This is a genomic window from Burkholderia sp. BCC1993, from assembly GCF_905339865.1.
Taxonomy (GTDB): Bacteria; Pseudomonadota; Gammaproteobacteria; order Burkholderiales; family Burkholderiaceae; genus Burkholderia.
Genome location: NZ_CAJPGZ010000007.1, coordinates 356,186 through 375,734 on the forward strand (window position 1 = coordinate 356,186; position 19,549 = coordinate 375,734).

Genomic DNA, 19,549 nt, shown 5'->3' on the forward strand with positions numbered 1-19,549 from the left:
TGCGCCGCCTCGCGGCGCATTCCGCGTAAATGGATCTATCGATGCAATCCGAAGCTCAATCCCCACGCAGCAGTCAGATTTGTTCAACCGAGCCGGTGTTCGGCGGGCATCAGCCGCGTCGCGTGTCGCATGCGGTGGATGTTCGTTGGGGCGGGCAGCTCGTGACGATCGGCGGTGCTGCGCCGGTGCGCGTGCAGTCGATGACGAATACCGACACGGCTGACGCGATCGGCACGGCGATCCAGATCAAGGAACTCGCGAATGCGGGCTCCGAACTGGTGCGCATCACGGTCAATACGCCGGAGGCCGCGGCCGCCGTGCCGGCCATCCGCGAACAGCTCGACCGGATGGGCGTGACCGTTCCGCTCGTCGGCGATTTCCACTACAACGGCCACCTGCTGCTGCGCGACTACCCGGGCTGCGCGGAGTCGCTGTCGAAGTACCGGATCAACCCGGGCAACGTCGGCCAGGGCGCGAAGCGCGACACGCAGTTCGCGCAGATGATCGAAGCCGCGGCGAAGTACGACAAGCCGGTGCGGATCGGCGTGAACTGGGGCAGCCTCGACCAGGACCTGCTTGCGCGCATGATGGACGAGAACGGCGCGCGCTCGCAGCCGTGGGATGCGCAGAGCGTGATGTACGAAGCGCTGATCCAGTCGGCGATCGGCTCGGCCGAGCGCGCGGTCGAGCTGGGCCTCGGTCGCGATCGCATCGTGCTGTCGTGCAAGGTCAGCGGCGTGCAGGACCTGATCGCCGTGTACCGCGAACTCGGCCGCCGCTGCGGCTTCGCGCTGCATCTCGGGCTGACCGAGGCCGGCATGGGCTCGAAGGGCATCGTCGCGTCGACGGCCGCGCTCGGCGTGCTGCTGCAGGAAGGGATCGGCGACACGATCCGCATTTCGCTGACGCCTGAACCGGGTGCGTCGCGCACGGGCGAAGTGATCGTCGGCCAGGAAATCCTGCAGACGATGGGCCTGCGCTCGTTCGCGCCGATGGTGATCGCGTGCCCGGGCTGCGGCCGCACCACGAGCACGCTGTTCCAGGAACTCGCGATGCAGATCCAGACCTACCTGCGCGAGCAGATGCCGGCCTGGCGCAAGGAGTATCCGGGCGTCGAGAAGATGAACGTCGCGGTGATGGGCTGCATCGTCAACGGCCCGGGCGAATCGAAGCACGCGAACATCGGCATCAGCCTGCCGGGTTCGGGCGAGAACCCGGCCGCGCCCGTCTTCATCGACGGTGAGAAGGTCAAGACGCTGCGCGGCGAGCGGATCGCCGAGGAATTCCAGCAGATCGTCAGCGACTACGTCGCTCGCAATTACGGCCGTACCGAGGCCCTGAACTAAATTCGTCCACACACACGAACGATGACTGAACAGAAACGCAAGATCGAGAAGCTCGCCGGCGTCAAGGGCATGAACGACATCCTCCCGCAGGATGCCGGCCTCTGGGAGTTCTTCGAAGCTACCGTGAAATCGCTGCTGCGCGCGTACGGCTACCAGAACATCCGCACGCCGATCGTCGAACACACGCAGCTCTTCACGCGCGGCATCGGCGAAGTCACGGACATCGTCGAGAAGGAGATGTACAGCTTCACCGATGCGCTGAACGGCGAGAACCTGACGATGCGCCCGGAGAACACCGCGGCCGTCGTGCGCGCGTCGATCGAGCACAACATGCTGTACGACGGCCCGAAGCGCCTGTGGTACATCGGCCCGATGTTCCGTCACGAGCGTCCGCAGCGCGGCCGCTACCGCCAGTTCCACCAGGTCGGCGTCGAGGCGCTCGGCTTCGCGGGCCCGGATGCGGATGCCGAGATCATCATGATGTGCCAGCGCCTGTGGGACGACCTCGGCCTGACCGGCATCAAGCTCGAGATCAACTCGCTCGGCCTCGCCGAAGAGCGTGCCGCGCACCGCGTCGAACTGATCAAGTATCTCGAGCAGTTCGCCGACGTACTGGATGAGGACGCGAAGCGTCGCCTGTATACGAACCCGCTGCGCGTGCTCGACACGAAGAACCCGGCGCTGCAGGAAATCGCGCAGAACGCGCCGAAGCTGATCGACTTCCTCGGCGACGAGTCGCGTGCCCACTTCGAAGGGCTGCAGCGCCTGCTGCTCGCGAACAACATCCCGTTCAAGATCAACCCCCGTCTCGTGCGCGGCCTCGACTACTACAACCTGACCGTGTTCGAGTGGGTGACCGACAAGCTCGGCGCGCAGGGCACGGTCGCGGCCGGCGGTCGCTACGATCCGCTGATCGAGCAGCTCGGCGGCAAGCCGACCGCCGCATGCGGCTGGGCGATGGGCATCGAGCGCATTCTCGAGCTGCTGAAGGAAGAGGATCTCGCACCCGAGCAGGAAGGCGTCGACGTGTACGTGGTGCACCAGGGCGAGACCGCGCGCGAGCAGGCGTTCATCGCGGCCGAGCGTCTGCGCGATACGGGCCTCGACGTGATTTTCCACTGCAGCGCCGACGGCGGCCCGGCAAGCTTCAAGTCGCAGATGAAGCGGGCCGATGCGAGCGGTGCCGCGTTCGCGGTGATCTTCGGCGAAGAAGAGGTCGCGAACGGCACGGTGGGTGTGAAAGCGCTGCGCGGTGCGGGCGAGGACGGCGAAAAGAACGCTCAGCAGACCGTACCGGTCGAAAGCTTGACCGAATTCCTAATCAATGCGATGGTTGCATCCGCCGAAGACGGCGACGACTGATCGCGCTGGCATTCGCTCGACAAGAAAAGCCTGAAATGGAAGGAATCGCTCGCCGATGAGTTATCACGACGAACAAGAATCGATTGAAAGTCTGAAGGCGTGGTGGGCCCGCTGGGGCAACCTCACGACGTGGATCGTGCTCGCGGCGCTGGTCGTCGCGGCCGGTTTCAACGGCTGGAATTACTGGCAGCGCCGTCAGGCCGCCGAGGCTTCCGGGTTGTACGAGCAGGTGCAGAAGGCCGCTGCCGCGAACGACAAGGCGACGATGGCCCGTGCGGCCGCCGACATGGAAGACAAGTTCGGCAGCACGCCGTATGCGCAGATGACCGCGCTCACGGCCGCGAAGACGTTGTACGCGGCCGGCGACGCCGCCGGCGCGAAGGCGCAGCTGCAATGGGCCGCCGATCACGCCAAGGACGACGAGTACAAGCAGATCGCGAAGCTGCGTCTCGCGTCGCTGCTGCTCGACGAGAAGGCATACGACGCGGGCCTCGCGCTGCTGTCCGGCACGCCGGTGGATGCATTCAAGGGCCTCGTGGCCGATCGCCGCGGCGATCTGCTCGCGGCGCAAGGCAAGACCGACGATGCGCGCGCCGCGTACAAGCTCGCGCTCGCCGGCCTGTCGCAGGACGACCAGTCCGCGCGCCAGCTCGTGCAGTTCAAGCTCGATGCGCTCGGCGGCTGATCCCGGCCCCCTCAACCTCTTAACTCTGCTTCGCTAACCGATGAATTTGCTGAAACGTTACGCTGTGCCCGTAGCCTGCGCGGCGGCTGTCCTGGCATTGGCGGCCTGCTCGTCGTCGAAGGACGCGCGCCGCGTGCCGACGCCGCTCACCGAGTTCAAGCCCGTCATGGACGTGCAACAGGTCTGGAAGGCGAGCGTCGGCAAGGGCGGGCGCTACCTGTTCTCGCCAGTGGCCGTGGGCGACGCCGTCTACGCGGCGGGCGAGAACGGTTCGGTCGAGAAGATCGACGCGAAGACGGGCCAGACGCTGTGGCGCTCGAAGGTCGGTTCGGACCTGTCGGCCGGTGTCGGCAGCGACGGCAACCTGACCGCGGTCGGCGCGCTCAAGGGCGGTGTGTTCGTGCTCGGTCCCGACGGCAAGCAGCTGTGGAAGACGGCCGTGCAAGGCGAGATCTTCTCGCCGCCGCTGGTCGGCAACGGCCTCGTGATCGTGCGCACGATCGACGGTCAGGTGATCGCGTTCAACGGGCAGACGGGCGAGCAGAAGTGGAACTACCGCAACCGCGCGGTGCCGCTGAACCTGCGCGTGTCGGCCGGCATGACGTTCGCGGGCGATGCGGCCGTGCTGGCGGGCTTCCCCGGCGGCGGTCTGGTCGCGATCAACCTGCAGACGGGCGAGCCGTTCTGGCAGACGCCCGTGTCGTTCCCGAAGGGCGTGACCGAAGTGGAGCGCATCAACGACGTCAGCGGTCCGCCGACGCTCGTGGGTGCCGAAGCGTGCGCGGTCACGTTCCAGGGCCAGCTCGGCTGCTTCGACGCGAACTCGGGCCGCCCGCTGTGGGAAAAGGCGTTCTCGAGCCGCAGCGGTCTCGCGCAGGACGATTCTGTCGTTGCCGGCGGCGACGACTGGTCGGTCGTGACGGCCTACGACGCGGCGAGCGGCAACCCGCTCTGGCGCAACGACAAGCTGAAGAGCCGCGACGTCGGCGTGCCCTACCTGCTCGGCCATGCGGTCGTGATGGGCGACTACAAGGGCTTCGTGCACTTCCTGTCGCGCGAGGACGGCAGCTTCATCGCGCGGATGAAGACGGACGGCAGCGCGATCACCGCGGCGCCGGTCCTGGCGGGCAATACGCTCGTCGTGCAGACCAAGGACGGCGGCCTGTACGGATTCCGTCCGCGCTGACGCGCACGCAACAGGCGCAATCGCGGCGCGGCGGGCCTGTCCCGCGCGCCACGGTCGCGCGACATGAAGGCGGCCGGTGTCCCCGGCCGCTCGGTATTTGAAAGGCAGTTCGAAACGAAAGACGACGGCGCGCACCGCGCGCCCGGCGCGCGCATCCGGCGCGGCGCGAATTCGTGATATTTTCATTCAGCGCAGCCGCCCGCAGCAGCGGGCCTCCCGCTGCTGCGCATCACCGTAGAAAACACAGATGAAACCGGTCATTGCCCTCGTTGGGCGCCCCAATGTGGGGAAATCCACGCTGTTCAACCGGCTCACGCGCTCGCGCGATGCGCTGGTCGCCGACTTGCCGGGCCTGACACGCGATCGCCATTACGGCGAAGGGCGCGTCGGCGAACGGCCGTACCTGGTCGTCGATACCGGCGGCTTCGAGCCCGTCGCGAAGGACGGCATCCTGCACGAGATGGCACGCCAGACGCGGCAGGCCGTCGAGGAAGCCGACGTCGTCGTGTTCATCGTCGATGGTCGTAACGGGCTCGCGCCGCAGGACAAGTCGATCGCCGACTACCTGCGCAAGACCGGCCGGCCGATCTTCCTGGTCGTCAACAAGGCCGAGGGGATGAAGTACACGGCGGTCGCGACCGACTTCTACGAGCTCGGCCTCGGCGATCCGCGCGCGATCTCGGCCGCGCACGGCGACGGCGTGACCGACATGATCAACGAGGCGCTGGAAGTCGCGTACGCGGGGCAGCCCGAGGAAGCGGACGAGGACGATCCGTCGCGCGGCATCAAGATCGCGATCGTCGGCCGGCCGAACGTCGGCAAGTCGACGCTCGTGAACGCGCTGATCGGCGAGGACCGCGTGATCGCGTTCGACATGCCGGGCACGACGCGCGATTCGATCTACGTCGACTTCGAGCGTGACGGCAAGAAATACACGCTGATCGATACCGCGGGCCTGCGACGCCGCGGCAAGGTGTTCGAGGCGATCGAGAAGTTCTCGGTCGTGAAGACGCTGCAGTCGATCTCCGACGCGAACGTCGTCATTCTTCTGCTGGATGCGCAGCAGGACATTTCCGACCAGGACGCGCACATCGCCGGCTTCGTCGTCGAGCAGGGCCGCGCGCTCGTGATCGGCGTCAACAAGTGGGACGGTCTCGACGACCACGCGCGCGATCGCGCGAAAGCGGATTTGACCCGCAAGCTGAAATTCCTCGACTTCGCGAAGTCGCACTACATTTCGGCCGCGAAGAAGACGGGCATCGGCGCGCTGATGCGCTCGGTCGACGACGCGTACGCGGCGGCGATGGCGAAGCTGCCGACGCCGAAGCTCACGCGCGCGCTGATCGAGGCCGTCGAGTTTCAGCAGCCGCGTCGTCGCGGCCCGGTGCGTCCGAAGCTGCGCTACGCGCACCAGGGCGGCCAGAATCCGCCGCTGATCGTCATCCACGGCAACGCGCTCGACGCGGTGACGGAAACCTACAAGCGTTACCTCGAAAACCGATTCCGCGAAACTTTCTCACTGACCGGGACTCCATTGCGCATAGAGTTCCGTTCGTCGAACAACCCGTACGCGGACAAGGGCTGAAGCAGGTCCTGCAAGGGATAGGCCGCATGGCCTACGCCCGGGCGGGGCAGGCAAAATCAGCTATAGTGTAGCGATTGGCGCCGGATCTCTTTTTCTTCGTCGCCAATCCAGATCAACCTGCAAAAAAAGATGGAGTACGCCATGAGCAACAAAGGGCAATTGTTACAAGACCCGTTTTTGAACGCACTGCGCAAAGAGCACGTTCCCGTTTCGATCTATCTCGTCAACGGCATCAAGCTGCAAGGGAACATTGAATCGTTCGACCAGTACGTCGTGTTGCTCCGTAATACGGTGACCCAGATGGTCTACAAGCACGCCATCTCGACGGTCGTGCCGGCGCGCCCGGTGAATTTCCACCCGGACGCGGAAGCCTCGTCCTAACCCATTGCAGCGGCCGGCATCCGGTCGCCGCGAGCGACCGATGCCAGCCGCCTTATCTTGACACCCGATAATTTGATCAACGCAGCGCTCGTCGGCATCGACTTCGGCAAGACCGATTTCGAAGCCAGCCTCGAAGAACTCAGTCTTCTCGCCTCCAGTGCGGGGGCACGTCCCGCCGTCACCCTCACAGGTCGTCGCGCCAGCCCCGATGCCAAGATGTTCATCGGCAGCGGCAAAGCCGAAGAATTGCGGCTTGCCTGCGACGCGCACAACGTCGAAATCGTCATCTTCAACCACGCACTCGCACCGGCCCAGCAACGTAATCTGGAGCAGGCGCTTAACCGGCGCGTGGTCGATCGCACGAGCCTCATCCTCGATATCTTTGCGCAGCGCGCCCGCAGCCACGAAGGCAAGCTGCAGGTCGAACTCGCGCAGCTGCAATACCTGTCGACCCGGCTGATTCGCGCGTGGACTCACCTGGAGCGGCAAAAAGGCGGTATCGGCCTGCGCGGCCCCGGCGAAACCCAGCTCGAAACCGACCGCCGGCTGATCGGCGAGCGCATCAAGATGCTGAAGTCGCGGCTCGACCGGCTGCGCCGGCAGCACAGCACGCAGCGTCGCCAGCGCGCGCGCAGCGGCACGATGTCGGTGTCGCTCGTCGGCTATACGAACGCGGGCAAGTCGACGCTGTTCAATGCGCTGACGAAAGCGCAGGCCTATGCGGCCGACCAGCTGTTCGCCACGCTCGATACGACGTCGCGACGCGTGTACCTCGGCGACGAGGCCGGTCAGATCGTCGTGTCCGATACGGTCGGGTTCATCCGGGAACTGCCTCACCAGCTGGTTGCCGCGTTTCGCGCGACCCTCGAGGAAACGATCCATGCGGATCTGCTGCTGCACGTGGTCGACGCGTCGAGCGCGGTGCGGCTCGAACAGATCGAGCAGGTGAACGGCGTGCTGCACGAGATCGGCGCGGACACGATCCGGCAGGTGCTGGTGTTCAACAAGATCGATGCCGTGCCCGAGCTGGCGGCCCGCGGCGACGCGGTCGAGCGGGACGAGTATGGTAATATTTCGCGCGTCTTTTTGAGCGCACGCACCGGTCAGGGTCTTGACGCGTTGCGTGCCGCCATCGCCGAGATCGCCTCCGCGGAACACCTTACCGGCGCGACGTTACCCAACGGCGCGCTCGACGGCGTACCCGCTGAACCACACGAAGACCACACGATTTCCGAACACGGGCGCTAACCGGTCCCGGCCGGTTCGCTGGCGTCTAATCTGGTGAACAAACTCTGGTGAACGAATACAACGAGCGGAGTACCTGGCGGCGGATGCGCGCCTTGCTGTCGATCAACGATCCCCGCTGGGGACGCGGCGAAGGCAAGGGCAACGACGGATCCCGTCCGCGTGTGAACGAATCGAAGCGTCCGCCCGGTGGCGACGGTGACGGTCCGCCCGATCTCGACGAGATGTGGCGCAACTTCAACCGGCGTCTGAGCGGCCTGTTCGGCGGCAAGGGCGGCAACGGCTTCCGGCCCGACAACGGCCGGGCCGCGCGCGTCGGCGTCGGCATCGTGATCGGCGTGCTGGTCGCGGTCTACGCGGGCAGCGGGCTGTTCGTCGTGCAGGACGGCCAGACGGGCGTCGTGCTGCAGTTCGGCAAGCTGTCGGGCACGGTCGGCCAGGGCGTGCACTGGCGCGCGCCGTATCCGTTCGCGTCACACGAGATCGTCGACACGTCGCAGGTCCGTTCGATCGAGATCGGCCGCAACAACGTCGTGCGTCTCGCGAACGTGAAGGAAGCGGCGATGCTGACGCGTGATGCCGACATCGTCGACGTGCGTTTCGTCGTCCAGTACCGGATCCGTTCGGCAACCGATTACCTGTTCCGCAGCGTCGATCCCGAGCGCAGCGTGTCGCAGGCCGCCCAGGCCGCGGTGCGCGCGATCGTCGGCACGCGCAGCGCGGCCGACATGCTGAACCAGGACCGCGACGCGCTGCGCGCGCAGCTGTCCGCCGCGATCCAGCGCGATCTCGATCGCTACCAGTCGGGGCTCGAGGTGACGGCCGTCACGATGCAGAGCGTCGCAGCGCCCGAGCAGACGCAGGCCGCGTACGCCGAAGTCGCGAAGGCGCGCGATGATCGCGAAGCCGCGAAGCGTGCCGCACAGGTCTACGCGAACGATCTGCTGCCGAAGGCGCAGGGCGACGCCGCGAAACTTGCCGACGAAGCGAAGGCGTATGCCGATCGCGTGGTCACGCTGGCCGAAGGCGACGCCGACCGGTTCAAGCAAGTCTATGCACAGTATTCGAAGGCGCCCGCGGTGATCCGCGAGCGGATGTACCTCGAGACGATGCAGGAAATCTATTCGAACGCGACGAAGGTGTTCGTCGGCAACAAGGGCGGCAACAGCGTCGTGTACCTGCCGCTCGACAAGCTCGTCGAGCAGGGGCGACAAAACGCCGCGAATGCGACGAATGCCGCGACGCCCGCCGGCGCATCCGCGCCCGACGCGACGTCGGCGCCGGCCGCCGCCGCGGCGAGCGCACCCGCGAGCGCGGCTTCGGCCGCGGCGGCGCCCGCACAGGGCAGCGACGTGCTGCGATCGCGCGAAGCGTTCCGCAGCCGCTCGCGTGAAGACGATACGAAGTAACGGGGAGCGCAGAACATGAACCGAATCATTGCGCTCGTCGTCGCAATCGTGATCGCCGCCTTCGCGGCGTCGTCGACCGTCCTGACCGTCGATCCGCGCCATGCTGCCGTGCTGTCGGGCCGCGACGGCGCGCAACCGGAACTCGCGGGCCCCGGCATCCATTTCAAGCTGCCGCCGCCGCTGCAGACGGCGACGCTGATCGACACACGCCTGCAATCGCTCGAGTCGTCGGATCCGCTGCAACTGGCGACCGAAGACAAGCACGACCTGCTCGTCGCGTATGCGGTCAAGTATCGGATCAGCGATCCGATGAAGTATTTCGCGGCGACGGGCGGCGACCCGGCGGCGGCCGCCGAGCGTCTGGCCGGCGCGCTGAAGAGCGCACTCGGCGACGCGTTCGGCAAGCGCGCGCTCGACGACGCGCTCGGCGGGCAGCGCGAGATTGCCAATGCGGCGCGCGACGCGGTGCGCGCGACGGCATCGGGCTTCGGCGTCGACGTGGTCGACGTGCAGTTGACGCGCGTCGACTTGCCGGCTGCGCAGACGGATGCCGTCTATCGGCGGATGATTGCCGCGCTGCGCGACCAGGCCGCACAGGTGCGCGCGGATGGCGCCGCCGATGTCGAGCAGATCAAGGCCGACGCGGAACGCGAACAGCAGGCGGTGCTCGCGAATGCGTACAAGTCCGCGCAGACGATCAAGGGCGAGGGCGACGCGAAGGCCGCGTCGATCGCCGCCGATGCGTTCGGCCGCGATCCGCAGTTCTATCAGTTCTACGCGAGCCTGCAGGCTTACCGGAATACCTTCAAGCGCAACGACATCATCGTCGTCGACCCCGACAGCGAGTTTTTCCGTTTCATGCGCAGCCCGACGGGCGGTGCCGCACCGGCGGCACCCGCTCCCCGCAAACACTGACCTTGGGGCGCCGCGTCGAGCGGCGCCGTCGCTCGCATGGACCTGGCTGGCTCGTTGTTGCTCGCGGTAGCACTGATGCTGATCATCGAGGGGGCGTTCCCCTTCGTGTTTCCCGTCGCCTGGCGCGACACGTTTCGTAGAATAGCGGAGCGGCCGCCGCATCATATCCGGATCGGCGGGCTCATCGTGATGGCGCTCGGGCTCGTCCTGCTGCTGCTCGCCACCTGACCGGACGGCGCACCCGCCGTTCGTTCCGCCCGATTGCCGATTTCCGATTCATTTCGCGGCGCGCATGTCGCGCCCTGTTTCCCGTCGTAGGACCGTACCGATGTCGACCTGGTTACTTCCCGAGAATATCGCCGACGTGCTGCCGTCGGAAGCGCGCAAGATCGAGGAGCTGCGCCGCAGGCTGCTCGACCGCTTCCGTTCGTACGGCTACGAAATGGTGATGCCGCCGTTGCTCGAATACCTCGAATCGCTGCTGACGAGCGGCGGCAACGACCTGCGCCTGCGCACCTTCAAGCTGGTCGACCAGCTGTCGGGCCGCACGCTCGGCCTGCGCGCGGACATCACGCCGCAAGTCGCGCGCATCGACGCGCACCTGCTTAACCGCCAGGGCGTGACGCGCCTCTGCTATGCCGGCCACGTGATGCACACGCGTCCGCGCGGGCTGCACGCGACGCGCGAACAGATCCAGATCGGCGCCGAAATCTACGGGCACGCCGGGCTGGAAGCCGATCTCGAGATCCAGCAACTGATGCTCGACGCGCTGCACCTCGCGGGGCTGTCACGCATCCGCCTGGATCTGTGCCACGCGGGCGTGCTCGCGGCGCTGCTCGCGCGCGATGCGCAGGCTTCCGAGCGCGGCGAGGCGCTGTACGACGCGCTGTCGGGCAAGGACGTGCCGCTGCTGAACGAACTCACCGACGATCTCGGCGCCGACACGCGCGCAGCGCTGCGTGCGCTGCCGCATCTGTACGGCGACGCGAGCGTGCTCGACGAGGCGCGTGTGCGCCTGCCGGTGCTGCCCGAGATCACGCGCGCGCTCGACGATCTCGCGCAGCTTGCGGCGCAGGCGAAGGGCGTCGAGGTGGCGATCGATCTCGCCGACCTGCGCGGCTACGCGTACCACAGCGGCGCGATGTTTACGGCGTACATCGACGGCGTGCCGAACGCGATCGCGCGCGGCGGCCGGTACGACCACGTGGGCCAGGCCTACGGCCGCGCCCGCCCGGCGACGGGCTTCTCGCTCGACCTGCGCGAGCTCGCGCGGATTTCGCCGGTCGAGGCGCGCGGCACCGCGATTCTCGCGCCGTGGGCGCAGGGCGACGCGCTGAGCGCGGCCGTTGCGGCGCTGCGCGACGCGGGCGAGGTCGTGATCCAGGCATTGCCGGGACACGACCACGTGCTCGACGAGTTCGCCTGCGACCGTTCGCTCGTCGAGCGTGACGGCGCATGGGTGGTCGAGCCCCGTTAAACAGGCGTTCGCGGGCCGTCGTTCGGCGTGCATATCGTTGAAGCGAAACGGAAAAATTCGGAATCGCCCGCGAACATAGGTAGAATACGTTTTTAACCAGCTAACGAATCAACATGTCTGCCAGCGCAGTGAACGTGACTCCCGGGCGCAATGTGGTCGTCGTGGGAACGCAATGGGGTGATGAAGGCAAGGGCAAGATCGTCGACTGGCTGACGGACCACGCTCAGGGCGTCGTGCGTTTCCAGGGCGGTCACAACGCCGGCCACACCCTCATCATCGGCGGCAAGAAAACCATCTTGCGCCTCATTCCGTCGGGCATCATGCGTGAAGGCGTCGCCTGCTACATCGGCAACGGCGTCGTCCTGTCCCCCGAGGCACTGTTCAAGGAAATCGGCGAGCTGGAAGAGGCCGGCGTGAACGTGCGCGATCGCCTGTTCATCTCCGAAGCCACGACGCTGATCCTGCCGTACCACATCGCGATCGACCAGGCGCGCGAAGCGCGCAAGGGTGCGGGCAAGATCGGTACGACCGGCCGCGGCATCGGCCCGGCGTACGAGGACAAGGTCGGCCGCCGCGCGCTGCGCGTGCAGGACCTGTTCGATGCGAAGACCTTCGCCGACCGCCTGCGCGAAAACCTCGATTTCCACAACTTCGTGCTGACCCAGTACCTGGGTGGCGCGGCCGTCGATTTCCAGGCCACGCTCGACACGATGCTCGGTTATGCCGACCGCCTGAAGCCGATGGTGGCCGACGTGTCGCGCCGCCTGTACGACGCGAACAACGCCGGTCAGAACCTGCTGTTCGAAGGTGCGCAAGGCACGCTGCTCGACATCGACCACGGCACCTATCCGTTCGTCACGTCGAGCAACTGCGTCGCGGGCGCGGCATCGGCCGGCGCCGGCGTCGGTCCGCAGAAGCTGAACTACATCCTCGGCATCACGAAGGCGTATTGCACGCGCGTCGGCTCGGGCCCGTTCCCGAGCGAACTGTACGACGCGGACAACCCGCAGCGCCAGGACCAGGTCGGCGTCACGCTGGCGAACGTCGGCAAGGAATTCGGCTCGGTCACCGGCCGTCCGCGCCGCACCGGCTGGCTCGACGCAGCGGCACTGCGCCGCTCGATCCAGATCAACGGCGTGTCGGGCCTGTGCATGACGAAGCTCGACGTGCTCGACGGCCTCGATGAAGTCAAGCTGTGCGTCGGCTACAAGATCGACGGCAAGGACGTGGACATCCTGCCGCGCGGTGCGGCCGACGTCGCGCGTTGCGAGCCCGTGTACGAAACGTTCGCCGGCTGGAAGGAAAGCACCGTCGGCATCAAGACGTGGGACGCGCTGCCGGCGAATGCGCAGGCCTACCTGACCCGCGTCCAGGAAGTGGCCGGCGTGCCGGTCGACATGGTTTCGACGGGGCCGGATCGCGACGAGACGATCCTGCTTCGCCATCCGTTCAAGGTGTAATTCTCGGCATGACGCAGCAAATCACGATGACGGCGGCAGACTTGATGACCGATCCGCGCAACGACGACAAGAACCTGTGGGTAGGCTGGGACGAATACCATCGTCTGATCGAGCTGCTCGCGCTGCAGGTGCATGAATCGGGCTGGAAATTCGACCAGATCCTGTGCCTTGCGCGCGGCGGTCTGCGCGTCGGCGACCAGCTGTCGCGCATCTACGACGTCCCGCTCGCGATCCTCGCGACGAGTTCGTACCGCGAAGCGGCCGGCACCGAGCAGGGCGAGCTCGACATCGCGCAGTACATCACGATGACGCGCGGCAGTCTCGCGGGCAACGTGCTGCTGGTCGACGATCTCGTCGATTCGGGCGTCACGCTCGCGCGCGTGCAGGAGCACCTGAAGGAGCGCTATCCGTCGGTCACGGCCGTGCGTTCGGCCGTGCTCTGGTACAAGGGCTGCTCGAAGGTCAAGCCTGACTATCACGCACAGTATCTGCCGACGAATCCGTGGATTCATCAGCCGTTCGAAGAGTGGGACACGGTTCGTCCGCACAACCTCGAGGCATGGATCAAGCGCGGTCGCGCGCAGCGCGACGGTTCGGGCGCGTAAGCGGCCGGCCGATCGAAGGAAAGCCTTGTACGGCGCCGCTTGCGGCGCCGTTTTTTATTGGCGCGCCATTGGCGCGCCGCGCCGGCGGGCACGGCGATCGGTGCGCGCGGTAGGCAGATGGCGCGGCCCCGGCTATGATGGCAGCCCTGCCACAGCTCGCGCAGGATTGCATGCGCAGCGTGGATCACGTGGTTTAAGGGCAACAAGGCAGGACGGTTTTTCAGGGGGGCGCGAGTAGAATAGCGCTCGTTTTGTCCGACCGGACCCGATTATTACGCTTCATATGAACGACACGATCCAGGCGACCGACGCAGCCCATGCGCATTCGACGCACCAACACTCGATGCGGGCGCTTGCGATAGCGGCCATCGGCGTCGTGTTCGGCGACATCGGCACGAGCCCGCTGTATTCGCTGAAGGAGGCGTTCAGCCCCGCACACGGCATTCCGCTCACGGAAGGCTCGATTCTCGGTGTGATCTCGCTGCTGTTCTGGGCGATCATCCTGGTGGTCGGCATCAAGTATCTGCTGTTCGTGATGCGGGCCGACAACAACGGCGAGGGCGGCGTGCTCGCGCTGATGGCACTGTCGCTGCGACCGCTCGACTCGAAAACCCGCGTCGCGGGCGCGCTGATGGCGCTCGGGATCTTCGGCGCCTGCATGTTCTACGGCGACGCCGTGATCACGCCGGCGATCTCCGTGATGTCTGCGGTCGAAGGCCTCGAGATCGCGACGCCGCACCTGTCCCATCTCGTGATGCCGATCACGATCGTGATCCTGATCGCGCTGTTCTGGATCCAGCGTCACGGCACCGCGCTGGTCGGCAAGCTGTTCGGGCCGATCATGGTGCTGTGGTTCGTCGTGATCGCGGCGCTCGGTGTATATCACATCGTGCGCGTGCCGGGCATCATCGCGGCGATCAATCCGTATTACGCGGCGTCGTTCATGTCGGAGCACCTGCTGCAGGCCTACGTCGTGCTGGGTTCGGTCGTGCTGGTGCTGACCGGTGCGGAAGCGCTCTACGCGGACATGGGCCATTTCGGTGCGAAGCCGATCCGCATCGCCGCGTACGGGCTCGTGATGCCGTCGCTCGTGCTGAACTATTTCGGCCAGGGCGCGCTGCTGATCCAGAATCCGAAGGCGATCGAGAACCCGTTCTTCCTGCTGGCACCGGACTGGGCGCTGCTGCCGCTCGTCGTGCTGTCCACGGTCGCGACCGTGATCGCTTCGCAGGCCGTGATTTCCGGCGCGTATTCGCTGACGTCGCAAGCGATCCAGCTCGGCTACGTGCCGCGCATGAAGGTGCTGCATACGTCCGAGCTGGCGATCGGCCAGATCTACGTGCCGGTCGTGAACTGGCTGCTGCTGTTCGTGATCCTCTGCATCGTGATCGGCTTCAAGAGCTCCGACAACCTCGCTGCCGCGTACGGCATCGCGGTGACGGCGACGATGGTGATCACGACCGTGCTCGCGGCCGTCGTGATGGTGAAGGTGTGGAACTGGAACCGGCTGCTCGTCGGCGCGATCATCGCCGTGTTCCTCGCGGTCGACCTGGGCTTTTTCGGCGCGAACCTGCTGAAGGTCGCGCAGGGCGGCTGGCTGCCGCTCGGCATTGGCGCGCTGCTGTTCTTCCTGCTGATGACCTGGTACAAGGGCCGCCATATCGTCAAGGAGCGCACGGCCGCCGACGGTATCCCGCTCGAGCCGTTCCTGCAGGGGCTGCTCGCGCATCCGCCGCACCGCGTGTCGGGCACCGCGATCTACCTGACCGGCAACGACAAGCTCGTGCCCGTCAGCCTGCTGCACAACCTGAAGCACAACAAGGTGCTGCACGAGCGGACCATTTTCCTGACGTTCGTCACACGCGACATTCCGTACGTGCGCGACGACAAGCGCCTGAGTTCGCGCGACGCGGGCGGCGGCCTCTTCATCGTCAAGGCCGAGTACGGTTTCAACGAGACGCCGGACGTGAAGGCCGTGCTCGAGGAATTCGGCCGCACGCACGACATGACGTTCGAGCTGATGGACACCTCGTTCTTCCTCGCGCGCGAAACGGTCGTGCCGACGCATCTGCCCGGCATGTCGATCTGGCGCGAACGCGTGTTCGCATGGATGCACCAGAACGCGGCGAAGCCGACCGACTTCTTCTCGATCCCGGCGAACCGCGTCGTCGAACTCGGTACCAAGATCGAGATCTGACCGGTGCGCGCAGTGGCCGCGCATGCGGCCCATGCCGATCTGGCTGCGCGCTCGCTGAAGCAATAAAAAACCCGCCTTTTGGCGGGTTTTTTATACGTCAACAGCCTTCGCGTGATCAGCGCTTCAGCTTCGCGAACGCCGCGGCCATCGCGCCGGCCGGTTCCGGTTCGCGCGAACGCTGCGGACGGGCGCTGCCGCCGCGGCCGGCACTGCCGCGATCCTGGCCGCCGCGCGGCGCCATGCCGGGCGCGGCCGCTTCGTCGTCGAGGCGCATCGTCAGCGCAATGCGCTGACGCTTCACGTCGACGTCGAGCACCTTGACCTTGACGACCTGGCCGGCCTTCACGACTTCGTGCGGATCCTTGATGAACTTCGTCGACATCGCGGACACATGGACGAGGCCGTCCTGATGCACGCCGATATCCACGAACGCGCCGAATGCCGCGACGTTCGTCACGACGCCTTCGAGCAACATGCCGGGCATCAGGTCGGAGACCTTCTCGACGCCGTCGCGGAACGTTGCCGTCTTGAATTCGGGGCGCGGGTCACGACCCGGTTTTTCGAGTTCGGACAGAATGTCGCGCACGGTCGGCAGGCCGAAACGTTCGTCAACAAATTCCGTCGGCGACAGGCCGGACAGCGCGTCGCGGCTGCCGAGCACGTCGTCGATCCGCTTGCTGATCTTCGCGAGGATCCGTTCGACGACCGGGTAGGCTTCAGGGTGCACCGACGAGCGATCGAGCGGATTCTCGCCGCCGTTGATGCGCAGGAAGCCGGCGGCCTGCTCGAAAGTCTTGTCGCCGAGGCGCGGCACTTTGCGAAGGTGGTCACGCGACGGGAACGGCCCGTTCGCGTCGCGATAGTCGACGATGTTGCGGGCGAGCGTGGCGTTCAGGCCCGACACGCGTGCGAGCAGCGCGACCGACGCGGTGTTCGCGTCGACGCCGACCGCGTTCACGCAATCCTCGACCACCGCGTCGAGCGAGCGGGCGAGTTCGCGCTGGTTCACGTCGTGCTGGTACTGGCCGACGCCGATCGCTTTCGGCTCGATTTTCACGAGCTCGGCAAGCGGGTCCTGCAGGCGGCGGGCGATCGACACGGCGCCGCGCAGCGAAACGTCGAGCTCCGGGAATTCCTTCGCGGCCAGCTCGGACGCCGAATAGACCGACGCGCCGGCTTCCGACACGACGATCTTCTGCAGCCGCAGTTCGGGGTGCTTCGAGATCAGCTCGCTCGCGAGCTTGTCGGTTTCGCGGGATGCGGTGCCGTTGCCGATGCTGATCAGCTCGGCCTGCGTCTGCGCGGCGATGCGCGCGAGCTTCGCGAGCGAGCCGTCCCAGTCGCGGCGCGGTTCGTGCGGGTAGATCGTGTCGGTCGCGAGCACCTTGCCGGTGCGATCGACCACGGCGACCTTCACGCCCGTGCGCAGGCCGGGGTCGAGACCGATCACCGCCTTCGGGCCGGCCGGCGCGGCCAGCAGCAGGTCCTTCAGGTTGCGGGCGAACACGCGGATCGCTTCGGCTTCCGCCGTTTCACGCAGTTGCGTGAGCAGTTCATTCTCGATGTGCGGCTGCACCTTCACGCGCCAGCACCAGCGGCACACGTCGGACAGCCACTTGTCGGCCGGGCGGCTCTGGTTCGCGATGCCGAAATGGCGCGCGATCATCGCTTCGCCGGGATGCGGGACCTGCGCGTCGAGTTCCTCGCCGAGGCCGAGCTTGACGGTCAGCACGCCGGCGTTGCGGCCGCGGAACAGCGCGAGCGCGCGGTGCGACGGCACGGTCCGGATCGTTTCCGCGTAGTCGTAGTAGTCGCGGAACTTCTCGCCTTCCTCGTTTTCCTTGCCTTCGACGACCGCCGACGACACGACCCCCTGGCTGTGCAGATAGTCGCGCAGCTTGCCGAGCAGTTCGGCCGTTTCGCCGAATTGTTCCGACAGGATGTCGCGCGCGCCGTCGAGCGCGGCCTTCACGTCGGCGACGCCCTTGTCGGCATCGACGTAGGCGGCGGCTTCCGTCTGCGGGTCGAGCAGCGGATTCGCGAGCAGTGCCTGCGCGAGCGGCTCGAGGCCGGCTTCGCGGGCGATCTGCGCGCGCGTGCGGCGCTTCGGCTTGTACGGCAGATAAAGGTCTTCGAGCACCTGCTTGCTGTCGGCCGCGTCGATCGCGGCGCGCAGTTCGTCGGTCAGCTTGCCCTGTTCGTCGATGCTCGACAGGATCGTCGCGCGGCGATCCTCGAGCTCGCGCAGATACAGGAGGCGTTCCTCGAGCTGGCGCAGCTGCGTGTCGTCCAGGTTGCCGGTCACTTCCTTGCGGTACCGGGCAATGAACGGAACGGTCGAGCCTTCGTCGAGGAGTTGCACGGCCGCCGCGACCTGGCGCGGCTGGACGGACAGTTCGGTGGCGATGCGCTGTACGATCTTGAGTGCTACGGTTTCCGTCATGTCGTGGATGATCTGCCTGCTGAAATCGCGGCGCGGGCCGGCAGACCGCGCGGCGGGCTGCGAGACGGGCCCGCCGGACCAGATGCCGCGGGTGAGTGAAGCGGGGCATTTTGCCATAAATGGCGGAGCGTCCAGCCGGGGGTGATAGAATTTGACACATGTCCCGCAGCTTTCCTACGACGTTGCCAACTTCCCGCATTTCTCTCGTCGCGCTCGGCGCAGCGCTTGCCGCGGCTTTGTCCGCCGGGTCCACCGTCGCGTACGCACAGGCATCGGGCGCAACCGCGCCGGACGCCGCTGTCGCCGCGCCTGTCGCATCCGCCACGCAGGATTTTGACGCCCGTCAAAAAGTGCTCAATCAACGTTCCGCGGAAAACGATTATCGTTATGCCGTGGCGGAGCACGATTGCTACAGCAAGTTCTTCGTCAATCACTGTCTCGGCGTGGCGCGCGACCGGATGCGCGAGGAGCGGGCGAGCATCCGTCAGGAGCAGCTCGCGCTCGACGACGAGCAGCGCGCGGTGCGGGCGCAGCAACGCGACCAGCAGCAGGCGTTGAAGCAGGCGCAGAATGCGGCGGAAGCGCCGCAGCGCGCGGCGAACGATGCGGCGAACGCGGCTGCGTTCCGCGACAAGCAGGAGCAGAATGCACTGAAGCGGGCGCAGCGTGGCGCGGAAGGGCCGCAGCGCGCCGCGAACAAGCAGGCATACGACCAGAAGCAGGCGGATTTCCAGCACAAGCTCGACGAGGCGCGCCAGCAGGGCGCGCAGAAGGCGCAGGAGCGGGCGGACAACGCCGCGCGCTACGAGCAGAAGCAGAAGGAAGCCGCCCAGCACAAGGCCGATGTCGAACGGCGTCAGCAGGAAGCGGCCGACAAGGCCAAGCAGCAGCAACAGCAGGGGCAGTAACGTGTTGGATTGATCCGGAGTCAGTCTCGTGCGTGCCGGCACGCCAGTCGGCGCGCTGCTTCGATGAGGAGGCGCATATGCAAAACCGTCCCACGGAACAGCAGCAGGAATTGCACAACCGTTTGGCAGCATTGCAGGAGCAGCACCAGCAGCTCGCTCGGGAGATCGAGCTGAAGGAAGGACACTCCGACATCGACGACATCACGCTGCACCGGCTGAAGAAGGAAAAGCTGGCGGCCAAGGACAAAATCATTTTGCTGCAATCGCAGCTGGAACCGGATAAGCGCGCCTGAGCGCGGCCTGGCAAGCGCCGGCGCCGCCTGGGCGCTGGACACAGGAACGCTT

At 66.3% G+C, this 19,549-nt stretch carries 17 protein-coding genes; 16 read left to right on the forward strand and 1 reads right to left on the reverse strand.

The window, feature by feature from the left end; genetic code table 11:
• The first annotated feature begins 41 nt into the window (after positions 1-41).
• The 14 genes from ispG (at position 42) to U4Y91_RS14430 (ending at position 15,853) form a co-directional block, all read left to right on the forward strand.
• Positions 42-1,346, forward strand: coding sequence for a flavodoxin-dependent (E)-4-hydroxy-3-methylbut-2-enyl-diphosphate synthase (ispG, locus tag U4Y91_RS14365; RefSeq protein ID WP_321805566.1), 1,305 nt, complete (start codon positions 42-44; stop codon positions 1,344-1,346).
• A 21-nt stretch (positions 1,347-1,367) separates the two neighbouring features.
• Positions 1,368-2,708, forward strand: coding sequence for a histidine--tRNA ligase (gene hisS / locus U4Y91_RS14370; RefSeq protein WP_321805567.1), 1,341 nt, complete (start codon positions 1,368-1,370; stop codon positions 2,706-2,708).
• A gap of 55 nt (positions 2,709-2,763) precedes the next feature.
• Positions 2,764-3,393 carry a tetratricopeptide repeat protein gene (locus tag U4Y91_RS14375; RefSeq protein ID WP_044848983.1) on the forward strand — a complete coding sequence of 210 codons (630 nt, stop codon included), beginning with the start codon at positions 2,764-2,766 and terminating at the stop codon, positions 3,391-3,393.
• A gap of 40 nt (positions 3,394-3,433) precedes the next feature.
• Positions 3,434-4,579 (forward strand): outer membrane protein assembly factor BamB, encoded by a 1,146-nt coding sequence (gene bamB / locus U4Y91_RS14380; protein WP_321805568.1) that lies wholly within the window; start codon positions 3,434-3,436, stop codon positions 4,577-4,579.
• Between the two features lie 247 nt (positions 4,580-4,826).
• On the forward strand, positions 4,827-6,164 hold the full coding sequence (gene der, locus U4Y91_RS14385; RefSeq protein ID WP_321805569.1) for a ribosome biogenesis GTPase Der: 1,338 nt from the start codon (positions 4,827-4,829) through the stop codon (positions 6,162-6,164).
• A 141-nt stretch (positions 6,165-6,305) separates the two neighbouring features.
• Positions 6,306-6,545: an RNA chaperone Hfq gene (hfq, locus tag U4Y91_RS14390; RefSeq protein ID WP_006399927.1), complete on the forward strand. Its 240-nt coding sequence runs from the start codon at positions 6,306-6,308 to the stop codon at positions 6,543-6,545.
• A gap of 72 nt (positions 6,546-6,617) precedes the next feature.
• Positions 6,618-7,793 carry a GTPase HflX gene (hflX, locus tag U4Y91_RS14395; RefSeq protein ID WP_321805584.1) on the forward strand — a complete coding sequence of 392 codons (1,176 nt, stop codon included), beginning with the start codon at positions 6,618-6,620 and terminating at the stop codon, positions 7,791-7,793.
• A gap of 47 nt (positions 7,794-7,840) precedes the next feature.
• Positions 7,841-9,199, forward strand: a complete 1,359-nt coding sequence (hflK, locus tag U4Y91_RS14400; protein ID WP_321805570.1) for an FtsH protease activity modulator HflK — start codon at positions 7,841-7,843, stop codon at positions 9,197-9,199.
• Positions 9,200-9,214: 15 nt separating this feature from the next.
• The gene (locus U4Y91_RS14405; RefSeq protein WP_321805571.1) at positions 9,215-10,114 is read left to right on the forward strand and encodes a protease modulator HflC; all 900 of its coding nucleotides are present in this window, start codon (positions 9,215-9,217) and stop codon (positions 10,112-10,114) included.
• Positions 10,115-10,150: 36 nt separating this feature from the next.
• Positions 10,151-10,342 carry a DUF2065 domain-containing protein gene (locus U4Y91_RS14410; RefSeq protein ID WP_009687995.1) on the forward strand — a complete coding sequence of 64 codons (192 nt, stop codon included), beginning with the start codon at positions 10,151-10,153 and terminating at the stop codon, positions 10,340-10,342.
• Between the two features lie 100 nt (positions 10,343-10,442).
• On the forward strand, positions 10,443-11,591 hold the full coding sequence (locus tag U4Y91_RS14415; RefSeq protein ID WP_321805572.1) for an ATP phosphoribosyltransferase regulatory subunit: 1,149 nt from the start codon (positions 10,443-10,445) through the stop codon (positions 11,589-11,591).
• A gap of 113 nt (positions 11,592-11,704) precedes the next feature.
• Entirely contained in the window at positions 11,705-13,051 is a 1,347-nt protein-coding gene (locus U4Y91_RS14420; RefSeq protein WP_044848883.1) for an adenylosuccinate synthase, read from the forward strand.
• 8 nt (positions 13,052-13,059) lie between these two features.
• Complete coding sequence (locus tag U4Y91_RS14425) at positions 13,060-13,656, forward strand: phosphoribosyltransferase (RefSeq protein WP_044848884.1); 597 nt, start codon at positions 13,060-13,062, stop codon at positions 13,654-13,656.
• 283 nt (positions 13,657-13,939) lie between these two features.
• Positions 13,940-15,853 (forward strand): potassium transporter Kup, encoded by a 1,914-nt coding sequence (locus U4Y91_RS14430; protein ID WP_321805573.1) that lies wholly within the window; start codon positions 13,940-13,942, stop codon positions 15,851-15,853.
• 115 nt (positions 15,854-15,968) lie between these two features.
• On the opposite strand, the gene U4Y91_RS14435 is transcribed toward U4Y91_RS14430, so the two are convergent.
• Positions 15,969-18,296, reverse strand: coding sequence for a Tex family protein (locus tag U4Y91_RS14435; protein ID WP_321805574.1), 2,328 nt, complete (start codon positions 18,294-18,296; stop codon positions 15,969-15,971).
• A 158-nt stretch (positions 18,297-18,454) separates the two neighbouring features.
• Here U4Y91_RS14435 and U4Y91_RS14440 point away from each other — a divergent pair, with 158 nt between their 5' ends.
• Both U4Y91_RS14440 and U4Y91_RS14445 read left to right on the forward strand, forming a co-directional pair.
• On the forward strand, positions 18,455-19,204 hold the full coding sequence (locus tag U4Y91_RS14440; protein ID WP_321805575.1) for a hypothetical protein: 750 nt from the start codon (positions 18,455-18,457) through the stop codon (positions 19,202-19,204).
• Between the two features lie 77 nt (positions 19,205-19,281).
• Positions 19,282-19,497, forward strand: coding sequence for a YdcH family protein (locus U4Y91_RS14445; RefSeq protein ID WP_006755091.1), 216 nt, complete (start codon positions 19,282-19,284; stop codon positions 19,495-19,497).
• The last annotated feature ends 52 nt before the right edge of the window (positions 19,498-19,549 follow it).